General features: G+C 60.1%; 17 protein-coding genes and 2 pseudogenes. 10 read left to right on the top strand and 9 right to left on the bottom strand.

All coding sequences use genetic code 11. From position 1 onward, the window contains the following. Positions 1–4 precede the first annotated feature (4 nt). From ACIOZM_RS10415 to ACIOZM_RS10405, 3 genes and pseudogenes are all read left to right on the top strand, one after another. A pseudogene (locus tag ACIOZM_RS10415) lies at positions 5–1,126 on the top strand (Cache 3/Cache 2 fusion domain-containing protein); the annotation flags it as partial. Next, a complete protein-coding gene (locus tag ACIOZM_RS10410) occupies positions 1,121–1,981 on the top strand; it encodes a methyl-accepting chemotaxis protein (protein ID WP_401212990.1) in 861 nt (286 codons plus the stop codon). The pseudogene ACIOZM_RS10415 and the gene ACIOZM_RS10410, both read left to right, overlap by 6 nt. Positions 1,982–2,201: 220 nt before the next feature. Further along, positions 2,202–3,416 (top strand): aldose 1-epimerase family protein, encoded by a 1,215-nt coding sequence (locus tag ACIOZM_RS10405; RefSeq protein ID WP_401212922.1) that lies wholly within the window; start codon positions 2,202–2,204, stop codon positions 3,414–3,416. On the opposite strand, the gene ACIOZM_RS10400 is transcribed toward ACIOZM_RS10405, so the two are convergent. The 3 genes from ACIOZM_RS10400 to ACIOZM_RS10390 form a co-directional block, all read right to left on the bottom strand. Further along, on the bottom strand, positions 3,413–4,906 hold the full coding sequence (locus ACIOZM_RS10400; protein ID WP_401212919.1) for a YifB family Mg chelatase-like AAA ATPase: 1,494 nt from the start codon (positions 4,904–4,906) through the stop codon (positions 3,413–3,415). The two genes, ACIOZM_RS10405 and ACIOZM_RS10400, sit on opposite strands and share 4 nt — an antisense overlap. 169 nt (positions 4,907–5,075) lie before the next feature. Next, positions 5,076–5,246, bottom strand: a complete 171-nt coding sequence (locus tag ACIOZM_RS10395; RefSeq protein ID WP_171057229.1) for a hypothetical protein — start codon at positions 5,244–5,246, stop codon at positions 5,076–5,078. Between the two features lie 202 nt (positions 5,247–5,448). Further along, complete coding sequence (locus ACIOZM_RS10390) at positions 5,449–5,709, bottom strand: accessory factor UbiK family protein (RefSeq protein ID WP_008086041.1); 261 nt, start codon at positions 5,707–5,709, stop codon at positions 5,449–5,451. A 413-nt stretch (positions 5,710–6,122) separates the two neighbouring features. Between ACIOZM_RS10390 and glnK the strand changes: the two genes are divergently transcribed. The 4 genes from glnK to sutA all read left to right on the top strand — a co-directional run bounded on the left by glnK (position 6,123) and on the right by sutA (position 8,899). Beyond that, positions 6,123–6,461 carry a P-II family nitrogen regulator gene (gene glnK / locus ACIOZM_RS10385; protein ID WP_002555808.1) on the top strand — a complete coding sequence of 113 codons (339 nt, stop codon included), beginning with the start codon at positions 6,123–6,125 and terminating at the stop codon, positions 6,459–6,461. 35 nt (positions 6,462–6,496) lie between these two features. Further along, a complete protein-coding gene (locus ACIOZM_RS10380; protein WP_201148219.1) occupies positions 6,497–7,834 on the top strand; it encodes an ammonium transporter in 1,338 nt (445 codons plus the stop codon). A 211-nt stretch (positions 7,835–8,045) separates the two neighbouring features. Then, a complete protein-coding gene (locus tag ACIOZM_RS10375) occupies positions 8,046–8,471 on the top strand; it encodes a secondary thiamine-phosphate synthase enzyme YjbQ (protein WP_110965502.1) in 426 nt (141 codons plus the stop codon). A gap of 101 nt (positions 8,472–8,572) precedes the next feature. Beyond that, positions 8,573–8,899: a transcriptional regulator SutA gene (gene sutA / locus ACIOZM_RS10370; protein ID WP_401212914.1), complete on the top strand. Its 327-nt coding sequence runs from the start codon at positions 8,573–8,575 to the stop codon at positions 8,897–8,899. A gap of 197 nt (positions 8,900–9,096) precedes the next feature. On the opposite strand, the gene ACIOZM_RS10365 is transcribed toward sutA, so the two are convergent. From ACIOZM_RS10365 to ACIOZM_RS10340, 6 genes are read right to left on the bottom strand one after another with little or no spacing between them, the layout of a single operon-like run. After that, a complete protein-coding gene (locus ACIOZM_RS10365; RefSeq protein ID WP_401212912.1) occupies positions 9,097–9,801 on the bottom strand; it encodes an HAD family hydrolase in 705 nt (234 codons plus the stop codon). Further along, positions 9,798–10,697, bottom strand: a complete 900-nt coding sequence (gene xerC, locus ACIOZM_RS10360) for a tyrosine recombinase XerC (protein WP_401212909.1) — start codon at positions 10,695–10,697, stop codon at positions 9,798–9,800. The genes ACIOZM_RS10365 and xerC overlap by 4 nt, the downstream gene beginning before the upstream one ends. A 2-nt stretch (positions 10,698–10,699) precedes the next feature. Next, the gene (locus ACIOZM_RS10355; RefSeq protein WP_401212906.1) at positions 10,700–11,425 is read right to left on the bottom strand and encodes a DUF484 family protein; all 726 of its coding nucleotides are present in this window, start codon (positions 11,423–11,425) and stop codon (positions 10,700–10,702) included. 13 nt (positions 11,426–11,438) lie between these two features. Then, entirely contained in the window at positions 11,439–12,269 is an 831-nt protein-coding gene (dapF, locus tag ACIOZM_RS10350; protein ID WP_401212903.1) for a diaminopimelate epimerase, read from the bottom strand. A gap of 3 nt (positions 12,270–12,272) precedes the next feature. Next, positions 12,273–13,520: a diaminopimelate decarboxylase gene (gene lysA / locus ACIOZM_RS10345; protein WP_401212900.1), complete on the bottom strand. Its 1,248-nt coding sequence runs from the start codon at positions 13,518–13,520 to the stop codon at positions 12,273–12,275. Positions 13,521–13,529: 9 nt separating this feature from the next. Beyond that, a complete protein-coding gene (locus tag ACIOZM_RS10340; RefSeq protein WP_401212897.1) occupies positions 13,530–13,706 on the bottom strand; it encodes a lipoprotein in 177 nt (58 codons plus the stop codon). Positions 13,707–14,033: 327 nt separating this feature from the next. On the opposite strand from ACIOZM_RS10340, the gene cyaY reads away from it, so the two are divergent. The 3 genes and pseudogenes from cyaY (at position 14,034) to rnk (ending at position 15,265) form a co-directional block, all read left to right on the top strand. Further along, positions 14,034–14,366 carry an iron donor protein CyaY gene (cyaY, locus tag ACIOZM_RS10335; protein WP_077575013.1) on the top strand — a complete coding sequence of 111 codons (333 nt, stop codon included), beginning with the start codon at positions 14,034–14,036 and terminating at the stop codon, positions 14,364–14,366. 4 nt (positions 14,367–14,370) lie between these two features. Next, positions 14,371–14,589: a DUF1289 domain-containing protein gene (locus tag ACIOZM_RS10330; RefSeq protein ID WP_401212895.1), complete on the top strand. Its 219-nt coding sequence runs from the start codon at positions 14,371–14,373 to the stop codon at positions 14,587–14,589. Between the two features lie 257 nt (positions 14,590–14,846). Continuing rightward, positions 14,847–15,265: pseudogene (gene rnk / locus ACIOZM_RS10325) on the top strand (nucleoside diphosphate kinase regulator).

Below are 15,265 nucleotides of genomic sequence, written 5' to 3'. Positions count from 1 at the left end.
TCTCATGTCTCAACCTCGCGCCCGGATCGCCTCGCAGCTGGGCCTCGCGCTCGCTGTGATACTGGCGATTGTCATCAGCGGCAGTACGGTTTTCGCCCTGCGTTCGCTGGATACCGCCAACCTCGCCACCCGTGAAGAACACCTCGCCAGTGAAGCGCGGCTGTTGGCCGACCAACTGAGCACCTTTCACGGCACGCTGCGTGAAAGCACCCAGCGCCTGAGCGGGTTGTTCGAGAAGCGCTTCAGCGCGGGTCTGAGCATCCATCCGAGTGAGCCGGTAAGCGTGGCCGGGACTCAGACCCCGGGCCTGCACCTGGGCAGCGAAGTCTTGAACAACAACTTCAAGGAAGTCGACGAGTTCAAGCAAATGACCGCCGGTGTTGCCACGCTGTTCGTGCGTAGCGGCGATGACTTTGTTCGAGTCAGTACCTCGTTGACCAAGCAGGACGGGACCCGCGCCATCGGCACGTTGCTCGATCACTCCCACCCGGCGTACGCGAAGTTGATGGCGGGGCAGGGCTATGTCGGCCGTGCCTTGTTGTTTGATCGCTCCTACATGACCCAATACACCCCGGTTCGCGACGGCAGCGGCAAAGTGATCGCAGTGCTGTTTGTCGGTTTCGATTACACCGATGCGCAGAACATTCAGTTCGATAATCTCAAGCGCTTCCGCATCGGCCAGAGCGGTTCGCTGGCGTTGCTGGATGAGCAGAACAAATGGCTGGTTCCGCCAGCGGGTGTGCAGGCACTGGATCAAGCCGTACCGGTGATCAATGGTCTGGTGAAGACCCCGGGCAAAGGCGAATTCTGGAGCGACAAATCCGAGGATTTCTACAGCATCGCCGTGCCATTCGACGGCGGGCCATGGTCGGTCGTGGCGAGCATGCCGAAAGCCGAGATTCGTGCGGTGACCTGGAGCGTTGGTACGCAACTGGCGATCGGCAGCCTCTTGGCGATGTTGCTGGCGGTCGGTTCGGTGGTCTGGTTGTTGCGCAGCAAGCTGGCACCTCTGAGTGATCTGGTGCGTCAGGCCGAAGCCTTGGGTGCGGGTGATCTGAGCGTGCGTTTGAACGTGTCGAGCAACGACGAAATCGGTCAGTTGTCCCGTGCGTTCAACCAGATGAGCCAGGCCCTGTCGACCATGGTCGAGCATATCCGCCGCTCCTCGGAAGAGGTCAACAGCCGTGCCCAGGCGCTGTCCGGTTTGTCCGGTGGCGCGTATGAGGGCATGGAGCAGCAGTCCGGTGAAATCACCAGCATGGCTGGTGCCGTTGAAGAGTTCAGCGCCACTTCGCTGGACATCGCCGACAACATGGGCGCGACCCAGCGTCTGGCCCAGGAAAATGCGCAGCAGACGCAGATCGGCCGCACCTCGATGGATGAAGCGTCTTCGTCTTTGGAGCAAATCGCAGGCGCATTGAACACCACTGCCACCGTGATCAATACCCTTGGTCAGCGCTCTCAGGAAATCGGCGGCATCGTCAGCGTCATCACCTCGATTGCCGAACAGACCAACCTGTTGGCGCTCAACGCGGCCATCGAAGCAGCGCGTGCCGGTGAGCAGGGCCGTGGCTTTGCGGTAGTGGCGGACGAAGTGCGTAATCTGGCGTCGCGCACCCGTCAGGCGACCGATGAAATCTCCGGCATGATCCAGAGCATTCAGCAGGAAACCGGTAACGCGATCAGCACCATGGAACAGGGCAATCTGCTGATGCAGGAAGGCCTGTCGCGCAACGCTAATGTGGCCACGGCGCTGGCGCGCATTGATGAGCAGAGCCGTTCGGCGGGGCAGCAGTTTGCAGCGATTACCACGGCGACTCAGGAGCAGAGCAGCACCGCGACTTTGTTGAGCAGTAACTTGCAGAGTATTGCGCTGGCCAACAGTGAGCAGCGCGAGGTGGTATCGAACCTCGCCGTCACTGCCAAAGAGCTGGAGAAACTGGCGGCGGATTTGCGCTCCGAGGTTGATCGCTTCCGTTGATGCGCCTTTGAAATAGTAATCGCGGGCAAGCCCGCTCCCACAGTTTCCGGGGTCGCTCACAAAATCGTGTGAACAACCCAAAACCCTGTGAGAGCGAGCTTGCTCGCGAACGCAACGCCGCCGATCCGTGGCAAATCACCCTCTGCATCTCTCATCTCTACTTGCTGAATCGTTTCCGCAGCGCTATAAAAATGGCACAACTCCAATAAAGGCTGCTGCCATGACCCCGCTCAAACTCGCCGTTGCACTCGGCGCACTGTCTGCTGCTTCCCATGCCATGGCTTGGGATTACGTCCTTCTCGATGCCAACAAGCCCGCGCAAAACTGGAGCATCTCCAGTGAACAACTCGGGGTGAAAACCGACAAACCCTTCTCCGTAAGCCTGCGTACCTTGCACGGTGGACGGCAGGAAGGGGTCAGCATCATCGATATCGATAACGGCACGATGAAACTCTCGGTAGTGCCGACACGTGGCATGAATGTCCTGCAAGCTTCTGTTGGCAACGTGCGCATGGGCTGGGATTCGCCGGTCAAGGATGTGGTCAACCCGGCGTTCATCGAACTCAACGGACGCGGTGGCCTGGGTTGGCTGGAAGGCTTCAATGAACTGGTGGCCCGCTGCGGTTACGAATGGGTCGGCCATCCCGGCATGGACAATGGCGAGTTGCTGACCCTGCACGGGCGCGCCGCCAACATTCCGGCCAGTACCGTCACGTTGCACATCGACGAAAAGCCTCCCTACGCCATCAGTCTGCGCGGCGAGCTGAAAGAGCAGGCGTTCAAGAAAGTCGACTTCTCGGTCGTCACTGAACTGGTCACCGAGCCCGGCACTGCCCGTTTCGCCCTCAACGATACGCTGACCAACAACGGCGATTATCCTAAGGAATACCAGGCGCTGTATCACAGCAACTTCAGTACGCCGTTCCTCGAACAGGGCGCGCGATTCGTGGCGCCGGTGAAACAGGTCTCGCCCTTCAACGACAAAGCCAAAGCCGAGTTGGCGGATTGGCAGACCTATCGCGGGCCGACCAAGGACTACGACGAAACGGTCTACAACGTCGTGCCTTATGCGGACGCCAAAGGCGAAACCCTGGCCGTTTTGCATAACAAGGCCGGCAGTCTTGGTGTTTCTGTTGGCTTCAAAACGCAGCAGCTGCCGGTATTTTCCCTGTGGAAAAACACCGATACCCAAGGTCAGGGCTATGTCACGGGCCTTGAGCCGGGCACCAGTTTTTCCTACAACCGCCGCTATCAGCGCCCATTGAATCTGGTGCCGACCATTGCGCCAAAGGCCAGTCAACAGTTCCAGATCAGCTACAGCCTGCTGGCGGACAAAGGCGCTGTGGATAACGCGTTGAAGCGCGTGACCGAAATTCAGGCCGGGCGCGACACCGAAGTGCGGCATGCACCTTTGGTGGATCTGACCGAGCATTAAGGCGTTGCCGGCCGGTATTGCAGCGCTTCGGCCAAGTGCTCACGCTTGATTGCATCGACTTGCTCAAGGTCTGCCAGGGTTCTGGCGACTTTGAGTAAGCGGTGGGCCGAGCGCAGCGACAGAGTCAGCCGCTCACACGCCGACTCCAGCCATTTCTCATCGACTGTGGATAACTTGCAGTGGCGCTTCAACCCCGGCAGATCGAGAAACGCATTGGCGCAGCCCTGACGCTTTTGCTGACGCTCGCGTGCTTCGGCCACGACGGCCGCTGCGCTGGCGCTGTCCTCTCCCGGTTTCACCTCTGGATTCAACGCCGTCGCCTCCCGTGCGACCGTCAGGTGCAGATCGATCCGATCCAATAGCGGCCCTGACAGTTTGTTGCGATAGCGCTGCACCATGTCCGGCGTACACGAACACTTGCCGCTCGGCTCGCCAAGATATCCACAGGGGCACGGATTCATCGCTGCCACCAACTGAAAGCGAGCGGGAAAGCGCACGCGATCCTTGGCGCGTGAAATCACGATATGCCCGGATTCCAGCGGCTCACGCAGCACCTCCAGCACTTTGCGATCAAACTCTGGCAGCTCATCCAGAAAGAGTACGCCGTGGTGGGCGAGGGTGATTTCGCCGGGTTGCGGTTTCGAACAGCCGCCGACCAGCGCCGGACCCGATGCGGAATGGTGCGGCTGGCGAAAGGGGCGTTGCGGCCAATGGGTCAATGGCACGCCGCTCGCGACTGATTGAATCGCCGCCACCTCCAGCGCTTCGCATTCCGACAGCGGTGGCAGTAATCCCGGCAGCCGACTGGCCAGCAGCGTCTTGCCCGTCCCCGGCGGCCCGCTGAACAACAGGTTGTGCGCCCCCGCAGCAGCAATCAGCAGCGCTCGTTTGGCTGCCATTTGCCCCTGAACCTCGTTGAGGTCGGGATAGGGTCTGGCGGCATGGATCAATCCGTCCGAAACGTACGGCGCAACCGGCGTATGCCCGTTGAAATGCGCCACCGCCTCCAGCAAATGATCTACCGCATACACCTTCAATCCCGACGCCAGACAAGCCTCCTCGGCATTTGCCCGCGGCACCACCAACGCCCGTCCGGCCTTGCGTGCCGCCAACGCTGCCGGCAACACCCCACGCACCGCCCGCACCGCGCCGGACAACGCCAACTCCCCGAGGCATTCCACGTCATCCAGCGTCAGGCACGGCACCTGTACACTCGCCGACAGAATCCCCAAGGCAATCGCCAGATCAAAGCGCCCGCCGTCCTTGGGCAAGTCTGCCGGCGCCAGATTCAAGGTGATCCGCCGCGCTGGAAACTGCAGCCCGGAATTGATGATCGCGCTGCGCACCCGATCCTTGCTCTCCTTCACCGCCGCCTCGGGCAGGCCGACCATGGTCAGCGACGGTAAACCGTTGGCGAGATGGACTTCGACAGTGACAGCGGGAGCATCCACGCCAATCTGGGCGCGGCTGTGGACGATGGAGAGGGACATGGTCGTTCCTTGAGCTGAATCGAGGGCCGCTTCCTGCGGGTTTTTGAAGGGTAGTCTTGGGAGAAAGCGTTGGTCGGATTGTTTTAAGGACGAACTTTCTCTGAATGTTGCTGGAGGCACTAATCCTCAGGCATAAAAAAACCGCCTGTCAGGCGGTCATTGGCGGTACTCAGGTTCCACCACCGGCGAGCCAACCATCGGGCTCCATCTCCTTGCCATAGGTCGCGGCCACTTTCAGAAAATGCCGCTGACTGGCTGAAACTCTGTCCGGCAAACCGAGTGCCTCGGTACCCGGTTTGGAAACCCGTGCCGGTTGGGTTTTCTGCTTCTTCTGCTTCATAAACACCTCACGTGCCGGGATGCTTGATTCAAGGTACTTACTTAATAAGGCGCGTGGGACGGTGCTTGTAGGACGTTGCCGGGATTGTCGCAGGGCTGAAGATCAAAAGATCGCAGCCTGCGGCAGCTCCTACAAGTGAGGCGTAAGGTCGGGCCGACCTTCAATCGCTAGCAGGCTAGCTCCCACAGGGGATAGCAGCGGGTTATTCGGCAGGCGGCGTCAGCTTGGCTTCCATCTCGGCAACCTTCGCTTCGAGGCTTTCGAGGCGAGCGCGGGTGCGCGCCAGCACGACCATCTGACTATCGAACTCTTCCCGGCTGACCAGATCCAGTTTGCTGAACGCACTCTGCAGCAACATTTTGAACTGGCTTTCGATTTCGGCTTTCGGCAGCGGGGTGTCGCCGTTGAACAGGCGGGAGGCGGTGCCGCTCAGGGCGTCGAGGAAGTCTTTGGGCGCGAGCATGGGAAATGTCCTGGAAACAATGGCCGGCAGTGTATCACGCAGTGTCTATAGTCATTTGCGCAGGCACGGATGCACGCTTTTCGCGCAGGCGGACGGACGGCGACGCACCGTTGTTGTGCGTATCTGGATGGCCTTTCGCGCGGTTGCGCTTGCGGCAGCGGCTAACGGATTGAAATCAGTGGTTTTTGGCGACATGGCAAGCTTTCTGCTTAGTCGGTAGTGACCCATGCACTGATGCAGTCGCTGTGACGAATGCAGTGCGCCGGACGGGACGGGGAGTTTCGTCAGGAGCGGTTAGCTGGCGTCAGTCGGGCAGGTAAGGCCGACGATGCGTTACAAAGCCAGGCACTGCGCTTAGACTTGAGTCGGGTTTGTTTTCCTGGGGCAAGTCCACCAATTCGGGAGAGAGTTTCATGAAGCTAGTCACTGCCATCATCAAGCCGTTCAAGTTGGACGACGTGCGCGAGTCGCTGTCCGAAATCGGCGTGCAGGGCATTACCGTTACTGAAGTCAAAGGCTTCGGCCGGCAGAAGGGTCACACCGAGCTGTATCGCGGCGCGGAATACGTGGTCGATTTTCTGCCCAAGGTGAAAATCGACGTTGCAATCGACGACAAGGATCTGGATCGGGTTATCGAGGCGATAACCAAGGCTGCCAACACCGGCAAGATCGGTGACGGCAAGATCTTCGTGGTCAATCTGGAACAGGCGATTCGCATCCGTACCGGCGAAACCGATACCGACGCAATCTAAGCCGCCACAAACCCAACGCCCCAGGAGAAAACAATATGACTCTGCGTAAATTCGCAGGGCTAGGCGCCCTGTTGTCCATCGTAATGCCCGGCCTGGCTATGGCGGCAGATCCGGTGGCGCCTCCAGTCCTCAATTCCGGCGATACCGCCTGGATGCTGACCTCCACCGCCCTCGTGCTGTTCATGACCATTCCGGGTCTGGCGCTGTTTTACGGCGGCATGGTTCGCTCCAAAAACATTCTTTCCGTGATGATGCAGTGCTTCGCCATTACCGGCCTGGTCACCATCCTGTGGTTCCTTTATGGCTACAGCATGGCGTTCGACACCACCGGGATGGAAGCCAACGTCGTCAACTTCAACTCCTTCGTCGGCGGTTTCGGCAAGGCGTTCCTCGCCGGCATAACCCCTGCGAGCATCACTGGCCCGACCGCGCTGTTCCCTGAAGCAGTGTTCGTCACCTATCAGATGACCTTCGCGATCATCACCCCGGCGCTGATCGTCGGTGCGTTCGCCGAGCGGATGAAGTTCTCCGCAATGCTGGTGTTCATGGGCGTCTGGTTCACTCTGGTTTACGCACCGATTGCGCACATGGTCTGGAGCGGTCCGGGTTCGCTGCTGGGTGACTGGGGCGTGCTCGACTTCGCCGGCGGCACCGTTGTGCACATCAACGCCGGTGTCGCAGGTCTGGTGGCTTGCCTGGTACTCGGCAAGCGCAAAGGTTTCCCGACCACTCCAATGGCTCCGCATAACCTCGGCTACACCCTGATGGGCGCCGCGATGCTGTGGGTCGGCTGGTTCGGCTTCAACGCCGGTTCCGCTGCTGCTGCCAACGGCACTGCCGGCATGGCGATGCTGGTGACTCAGATCGCAACCGCCGCCGCAGCACTGGGCTGGATGTTCGCCGAGTGGATCACCCACGGCAAACCAAGCGCACTGGGCATCGCCTCGGGTGTGGTTGCAGGTCTGGTGGCGATCACTCCGGCCGCTGGTACCGTGGGCCCGATGGGTTCGCTGATCATCGGTCTGGCGGCAGGCGTAGTGTGCTTCTTCTGCGCGACTACCCTGAAACGCAAACTAGGCTATGACGATTCCCTGGACGCCTTCGGTGTGCACGGTATCGGCGGTATTCTCGGCGCGATCCTGACCGGTGTGTTTGCAGCACCGGCTCTGGGTGGTTTCGGCACCGTGACCGACATCGCTTCGCAAGTGTGGATTCAGTGCAAAGGCGTGGGCTTCACGGTGATCTACACCGCGATCGTCACTTTCATCATCCTCAAGGTACTGGACGTGGTCATGGGTCTGCGTGCCACCGAGGAAGAAGAAGCGGTCGGCCTGGATCTGGCACTACACAACGAACGCGGCTACAACTTGTAAGTTCGCGTAAAAAATTGCCCGGTTCGCCGGGCATTTTTTTGCCTGCGATTTGTCATTCAAGAGAAGGCTGAAAGGATTTTTCGTACGGCTTTGGTCGTGTTTACGACAAGCATTTTTCTGCGGCCAAAGGCTTACATCAAAGCAGGAATATTAGGGCCTTTGTTTTTTTCCTGAGCGCGCTAGAATGCGCCCCGAACGTGCGGAGAACTGTATGTGGCAACAGACTCTGATAACCCTGCGGGCACGGCCCCGGGGCTTTCATCTGGTAACGGACGAGTTACTCGCCGGCCTGCCTGAACTCAAGGCTTGTCGGGTCGGTCTGTTGCATCTGTGGCTGCAGCATACCTCGGCGTCGTTGACCATCAACGAGAACGCCGATCCGGCGGTCCGTCGCGACTTCGAACGATTTTTCAATCGTCTGATCCCACAAGGAACAGACGGCTATGAGCATAACGACGAAGGCCTGGACGACCTCCCGGCGCACTTCAAGGCCAGCGTGCTTGGCTGTCAGATCAGTCTGCCGATTTCGGCAGGCCGGTTGGCACTGGGAACCTGGCAAGGCGTTTATCTGGGCGAGCACCGTGATTTTGGCGGTGCACGTAAAGTCCTCGCCACCTTGCACGGTGAAGAGGCATAGCCGCTGGTCAGCAGCGACTACCGTTTTTTTTACGGCGACTTTCGACAGTCGCTAAAGCTGGTCTATAACTAATCTGCTTTTCGCAAGTCATGAGGTAGAACATGAGCGACGATGATCTGGAAAACGACGACCTCGAAGTAGGCGACGAAGACGAGGCCGAAGAAGGCCTGGAAGCGGCAGCGGAAGACGCTGCCGACGATGATGGCGGTGACGATACGCCGGCCCCGGCTGCCAAAGGCAAAGCCAAGGCTGCTGTGTCGGTCGATGAGTTGCCAAGCATCGAAGCCAAGAACAAGGAGCGCGATGCCCTGGCCAAGGCCATGGAAGAGTTCCTGTCGCGCGGCGGAAAGGTGCAGGAAGTGGAGGCCAATGTGGTCGCCGATCCGCCCAAGAAGCCGGACAACAAGTACGGTAGCCGTCCTATCTGACGGTCGCTGTTTGCTTGCTGAAAAAGCCCGCCGTCGCTGCGGGCTTTTTCATGGGCGAAGTGAAAATTTGAAGACTATACAGACCCTGTGGGAGCTGGCTTGCCAGCGATGACTGCCTGTCAGACAACATTGATGTTGAATGTGCTGGCCTCATCGCTGGCAAGCCAGCTCCCACAGGGGGTGATGCAAATTCGGGGTCAGTGCTGGGCATTCCAGCGCGCGAGCACGGCTGGCAGGTCGGTCAGTCTGCGGATTTCCGCATCCGGCAAGCGTTCGGCTTCCCAGGCTTTGCCGGCCGGGTTGAACCAGATCGCTCGCAGTCCCGCCTGTTGTGCGCCGGCAATGTCATCTCCCGGATGATCGCCAATGTGCACCGCCGCCTCGGCACTCACGCCGCCACGCTGCAAGGCTTCATGGAACAGTCGAGCATCCGGCTTGGCGATGCCGATGTCTTCAGCGCACAGCGCAAACTTGAAGTAATCCGCAAGACCCAGCCGGCTCACATCGGCATTGCCGTTGGTTACCACACCGAGGGCGTAATGGTTGGCGAGGATTTCCAGCGTCGGCTCGACCTCGGGGAACACCGTGATCTGATGCCGCGCATGCAGGAACACTTCAAAACTCTGGTCAGCCAGATCCGACGCCTCGCCATGCCCATAACCGGCGTCTTCCAGAGCATGGAACAACACGCGTCGACGCAGCGCGCTGATGCGGTGTTTCAAGCCCGGCTCATTGGCCAGCACCCGCTCGCGGATTGCCCACAGATGTTCAACTGGCACCGCGCCCAGGTTCGGCGCATGTTCGGTCAGCCATTCGCGCAATACGGCTTCGGCGCTGACGATCACCGGGGCTGTATCCCACAGGGTGTCGTCGAGGTCGAAGGTGATCAACTGGATGCTCATGAATCGTCGCCTTTCATGCGTTTGGCCCGTGGGTGGGCGCTGTCGTAGACCGCCGCCAGGTGCTGGAAGTCCAGGTGGGTGTAGATCTGGGTGGTCTTGATGTCCGAGTGGCCGAGCAGTTCCTGCACGGCACGCAAGTCCTGCGAGGACTCCAGCAAGTGGCTGGCAAAGGAATGCCGCAACATGTGCGGGTGCAGGTTTTGCCCCAGCTCACGCTCGCCGGCCAGTTTGACCCGCACCTGAATCGCCCGTGGGCCCAGACGTCGGCCTTGCTGGCTGACAAACACTGCGTCATCGGCCGGGTTGGTCATCGCCCGTAATGGCAGCCATAGTTCGAGCGCTTCACGAGCCTTTTTGCCGACCGGCAGCAGACGCGTCTTGCTGCCCTTGCCGAGCACCTGAACCATGCCGTCAGCGAGGTCGAGCTGATCGAGATTAAGCCCGGTCAGTTCCGACAGGCGAAGGCCCGAGGAATAGAACAGCTCCAGAATCGCCTGATCACGACGAGCCAGAAAGTCGTCCTCGACCGCGCCTTCAAGCAGTTGCAACGCGCGGTCAGTGTCGAGGGTTTTCGGCAGGCGTCGTTCGCCCTTCGGCGGCGCCAGACCCGTGGCCGGGTCGTGATCGCAAAGGCCTTCGCGATTCAGATAGTGATAGAGCCCGCGCACCGCCGACAGCAACCGCGCAAGGCTACGCGAGGACTGGCCTTGTGCATGCAGGCGAGCGATCAGGCTGCGCAGGCGCTGGATATCCAGCGCGGCCCAGCTGCCGACGTTCTGTTTGATGCACCAGCCGAGGACTTTATCGAGGTCGCGGCGGTAGGCCGACAGGGTGTGCGGCGACACCTGTCGCTCACTGCGCAGGTGTTCGCAGTAAGCGTCCAGTTGTCGTTCCATGTTCAGCGTACCGAACGCAGGGAGCTGTTGACCCGTGGCAGCACGCGGCCCATGACTTCGGCGATGTAGCTCAAGAACAGCGTGCCGACCGAACTCTTGTAGTGCTGCGGATCACGGCTGGCGATCGCCAGAATGCCGTGGATGCCTTGATGGCTGACGGCAACGACGGCGGTGGAGCCGATCTGCTTGCGCTGTTCTTCGCCGAACAGGAAGTCCAGTTCATGCTCACGCAAACTGCCACTGACGCTTTTACCTTCAGTGAGCAAACCGCCGATAGCGACTTGAGCGTCGGCGTGAGTCACCCAGCGGCCAACCGGTGCAGGGTTGTCGCCGAGCAGGATCAGGCTCACGAAGGGCACCTGAAAATCCTGGCGCAGGCTGTCTTCGACGCTGATCACCACGTCTTCGAGACTGGCGGCGTCCATCAGGGCGAGAATCAGGCGACGGGTCTTGTCGAAGAGTCGGTCGTTGTCGCGGGCGACGTCCATCAACTGCGAGAGGCGATGGCGCATCTCGATGTTGCGGTCGCGCAGGATGGTCATCTGGCGTTCGACCAGCGACACGGTGTCACCGCGCTGGTGCGGAATGCGCATTGCCGGCAGCAGTTCTTCATGCTCGACGAAGAAGTCCGGATGAGCCTCCAGGTATGCGGCAACCGCTGCCGCCTCCAGGCTCTCGGACGCTGATTCGTCGGACTGTCGGGCGGGTACCTGAGGCTTATCGGTCATGGTTTCTGCTCACTCAAAGACGCACTTGTCCTTCGTATACGCGCACTGCCGGGCCGGTCATCAATACCGGGTGGCCAGGGCCTGCCCATTCAATCGACAGACGCCCGCCGGGCAGGTCGATCAACAGTGGCGAATCCATCCACCCCTGACTGATCGCAGCTACAGCCGCTGCACAGGCGCCGGTGCCGCAGGCCTGGGTTTCCCCGGCACCGCGCTCCCAGACGCGCAGTTGCGCGCGGTTCCGGTCAATGACCTGGATAAAACCGACATTGACCCGCGCCGGGAAGCGCGGATGGTGTTCGATTTTCGGCCCCAGTTCATGCACCGGTGCGTTATTGATGTCCTGCACTCGCAGCACGGCGTGGGGGTTGCCCATCGACACGGCGGCCAGTTCGACGGTTGTACCGTCGACTTCAAGCTGATAGCTGGTGGCCTGCGCCGGCGCTTCGAACGGAATATCCGCCGGCACCAGACGCGGGGCGCCCATGTTCACGCCGATCTGGCCGTCATTTCGTACGTCCAGTTCGATGATGCCGCTCTTGGTCTCGACACGGATCTGGCGCTTGGCGGTCAGACGCTTGTCCAGCACGAAGCGGGCAAAGCAGCGCGCACCGTTGCCGCACTGCTCAACTTCGGAACCGTCGGAATTGAAGATCCGATAACGGAAGTCCACGTCCGGGTTGCTCGGCGCTTCGACGATCAGTAGCTGATCGAAGCCGATGCCGGTGTGCCGATCACCCCATTGCTTGGCGTGTTTAGGCTGAATATGCGCGTGCTGGCTGACCAGGTCGAGAACCATGAAGTCATTGCCCAGGCCGTGCATTTTGGTAAAACGCAGCAGCATGGTTTACTCCGGCAGCAGGCTTTCGCCGGCAAACAGCTCGGCCACGGTTTCGCGGCGGCGCACTTCGAATACTTGATCACCATCCACCAGCACCTCGGCGGCGCGGCCGCGGGTGTTGTAGTTGGAACTCATGACAAAACCATAGGCACCGGCCGAATGCACGGCCAGCAGGTCGCCTTCTTCCAGCGCCAGTTCACGATCCTTGGCGAGGAAATCACCGGTTTCGCAGATCGGGCCGACGATGTCGTAGGTGCGTGCGGCGGATTCGCGCGGGCGCACGGCCGAGACGTCCATCCAGGCTTGATAAAGCGCCGGGCGGATCAGGTCGTTCATTGCCGCATCGACGATGGCGAAGTCTTTGTGTTCGGTGTGCTTGAGGTATTCGACCTGGGTCAGCAGCACGCCGGCGTTGGCGACGATGAAGCGGCCCGGCTCGAACACCAGCGCCAGATCACGACCGTCGAGACGTTCGCGCACGGCTTTGATGTAGTCGGCAGCCAGTGGCGGCTCTTCAACGCGATAACGCACGCCCAAACCACCACCGAGATCGATGTGGCGCAGGTGGATGCCGCAATCGCCGAGGCGATCAACCAGATCAAGCAAGCGGTCGAGGGCATCGAGGAACGGTGCCAAAGTAGTCAGTTGCGAACCGATGTGGCAGTCAACGCCGATCACTTCCAGGTTCGGCAAGTGCGCGGCACGCACGTAGACATCCTCGGCGTCGGCAATGGCGATGCCGAACTTGTTCTCTTTGAGACCGGTGGAAATGTACGGGTGGGTGCCGGCATCGACGTCCGGGTTGACGCGCAGCGAGACCGGAGCGCGAACGCCCAGTTCGGCGGCGACTACTTGCAGACGCTCAAGCTCTTCGGTGGACTCGACGTTGAAGCAATGCACGCCGACTTCCAGGGCGCGACGCATGTCGTCACGGGTCTTGCCGACACCGGAGAACACGATCTTGTCGGCACTGCCGCCAGCGGCGAGTACACGTTCCAGCTCGCCACGGGAGACGATGTCGAAACCGGCGCCGAGACGGGCCAGGACATTCAACACACCGAGGTTGGAGTTGGCTTTGACCGCGAAGCAGACCAGGTGCGGCATGCCGGCCAATGCATCGGCGTAAGCCAGATACTGGGCTTCAATGTGCGCACGCGAGTAAACGTAGGTCGGTGTGCCGAAGCGGTCGGCAATGGCGGACAGCGCCACACCTTCCGCGAACAGCTCCCCGCCACGGTAGTTGAAAACGTCCATGGCGGTCCCTTATTGGTAAACGTCGTGCTTATGCGCCTTGGAGGCAGGTTGTTGTTGCGACGATTTGGCTTGCTCGGCCGGGTCCTGATTGTCATCGGGCAGGTACAGCGGGCCTTTTTGACCGCAGGCCGATACGAGGCAGGCAACCGCGACGAGCGCAGCAAGGGAAGAGATCAGGCGCTTCATGGCGAAATCCTTGAAAATGCGTTAATTGCGCCGGAGTATACCGGCCACCCGGCAGCTTGCCTATGCGACGGGCTTCCCGTCCGGCGGGCCTTGGCCGCAAGCTATCCGGATCGGCGCAATACCCTGTAGGAGTGAGCCTGCTCGCGATGAGGCCCAGTCAGCTACCTAGATGTTGAATGAAAGACCGCCATCGCGAGCAGGCTCACTCCCACAAGGTTCGGTGTTGGCTTGCCAACAGGTCCCTGGTCGTTATCCTTTGCAATCAGTGGGGCGCGTCCGTATCTTTCGGCGCTTGAGCCTGATCAGACATTTTTTGAGGTTGCCGCAATGAGTTTGTCCGAAGCGCGTTTTCACGATCTGGTCGATGAAACCCAGGAAAAACTGGAAGACATCTTTGACGAAAGTGATCTGGATATCGATCTGGAGAGCTCGGCCGGTGTGTTGACCGTCAAGTTCGAAAACGGCTCGCAGTTGATCTTCAGCCGTCAGGAGCCGTTGCGTCAGCTGTGGCTGGCGGCGGTGTCCGGTGGTTTCCACTTCGACTACGACGAAGAGAGCGAGCGCTGGATGTGCGACAAGAGCGAAGAGCAACTGGGCGAGATGCTTGAGCGCATCGTCAAGCAGCAGGCCGGTGCCGAATTCGATTTCGAAGGTCTGTGATCCAGTGACTCAGCCTGCACCCGTTCGTCCGCCGAAGCCGCTTTACAGCAACGTCAGCCCGGCCGTGCCTTCACCGTGCAGCGGCGTGTGTCGGCTGGATGAGCAAAAGGTTTGTCTCGGCTGCTTCCGGCATGTCGAGGACATCCGCGAATGGCGCTCGGCGGATGATGAGCGGCGGCGAGTGATCTGCACCGAGGCGGCGACGCGGAAATCTTTGGCTTAAGGATGTTGTGGCGAGGGGATTTATCCCCGTTCGGCTGCGTAGCAGTCTTGAAGATCCTGGGGCCGCTACGCGACCCAACGGGGATAAATCCCCTCGCCACAGAGGTTCTCGTCCAGCTTAAAAGGGCGTGGCTTGTATATTTTTTGAGCTGTGATAGTGTCCGAACACGCCTCAACCCATCGAGGCCTGGTGAAAACCCCGCCTTTTTTGGCGGGGTTTTGCTTTTTTTGTGCAGAAGAAAGGAGTCTGCCCGGATCATGACCGCACCTTCCATCACCCTTACCCGTCTGGACGTGCAACGTCTGGAGCGTTTGATCGACAGTCTGAAAGATCAGACTTCGCCGGGCGTAATCGCGCTGCAAACTGAACTGAACTGGACCGCGCCGATACGCTGGTCGGTCACGATGAAGTGCCCGCCGATGTCGTGACGATGAACTCCCGTGTGCATTGCCGCGAAGAGGGCAGTGGCAAGGACTATCACCTGACGCTGGTGTATCCCAAGGATGCCAACGCCGATGAAGGCAAGATCTCGATCCTGGCGCCGGTCGGCAGCGCACTGCTGGGCCTGAAAGTTGGTCAGCACATTGACTGGCCAGCACCGGGTGGCAAGACCCTGAAGCTGACCTTGCTGGAGGTGGAAGCTCAGCCGAAAGTTGCAGACGATTTTAGTCTCTGA

The sequence above is a fragment of the Pseudomonas sp. NPDC087346 genome (genome assembly GCF_044744235.1).
In the GTDB taxonomy this organism is placed as follows: Bacteria; Pseudomonadota; Gammaproteobacteria; order Pseudomonadales; family Pseudomonadaceae; genus Aquipseudomonas.
This window is presented reverse-complemented; position numbering and strand designations above follow the sequence as displayed.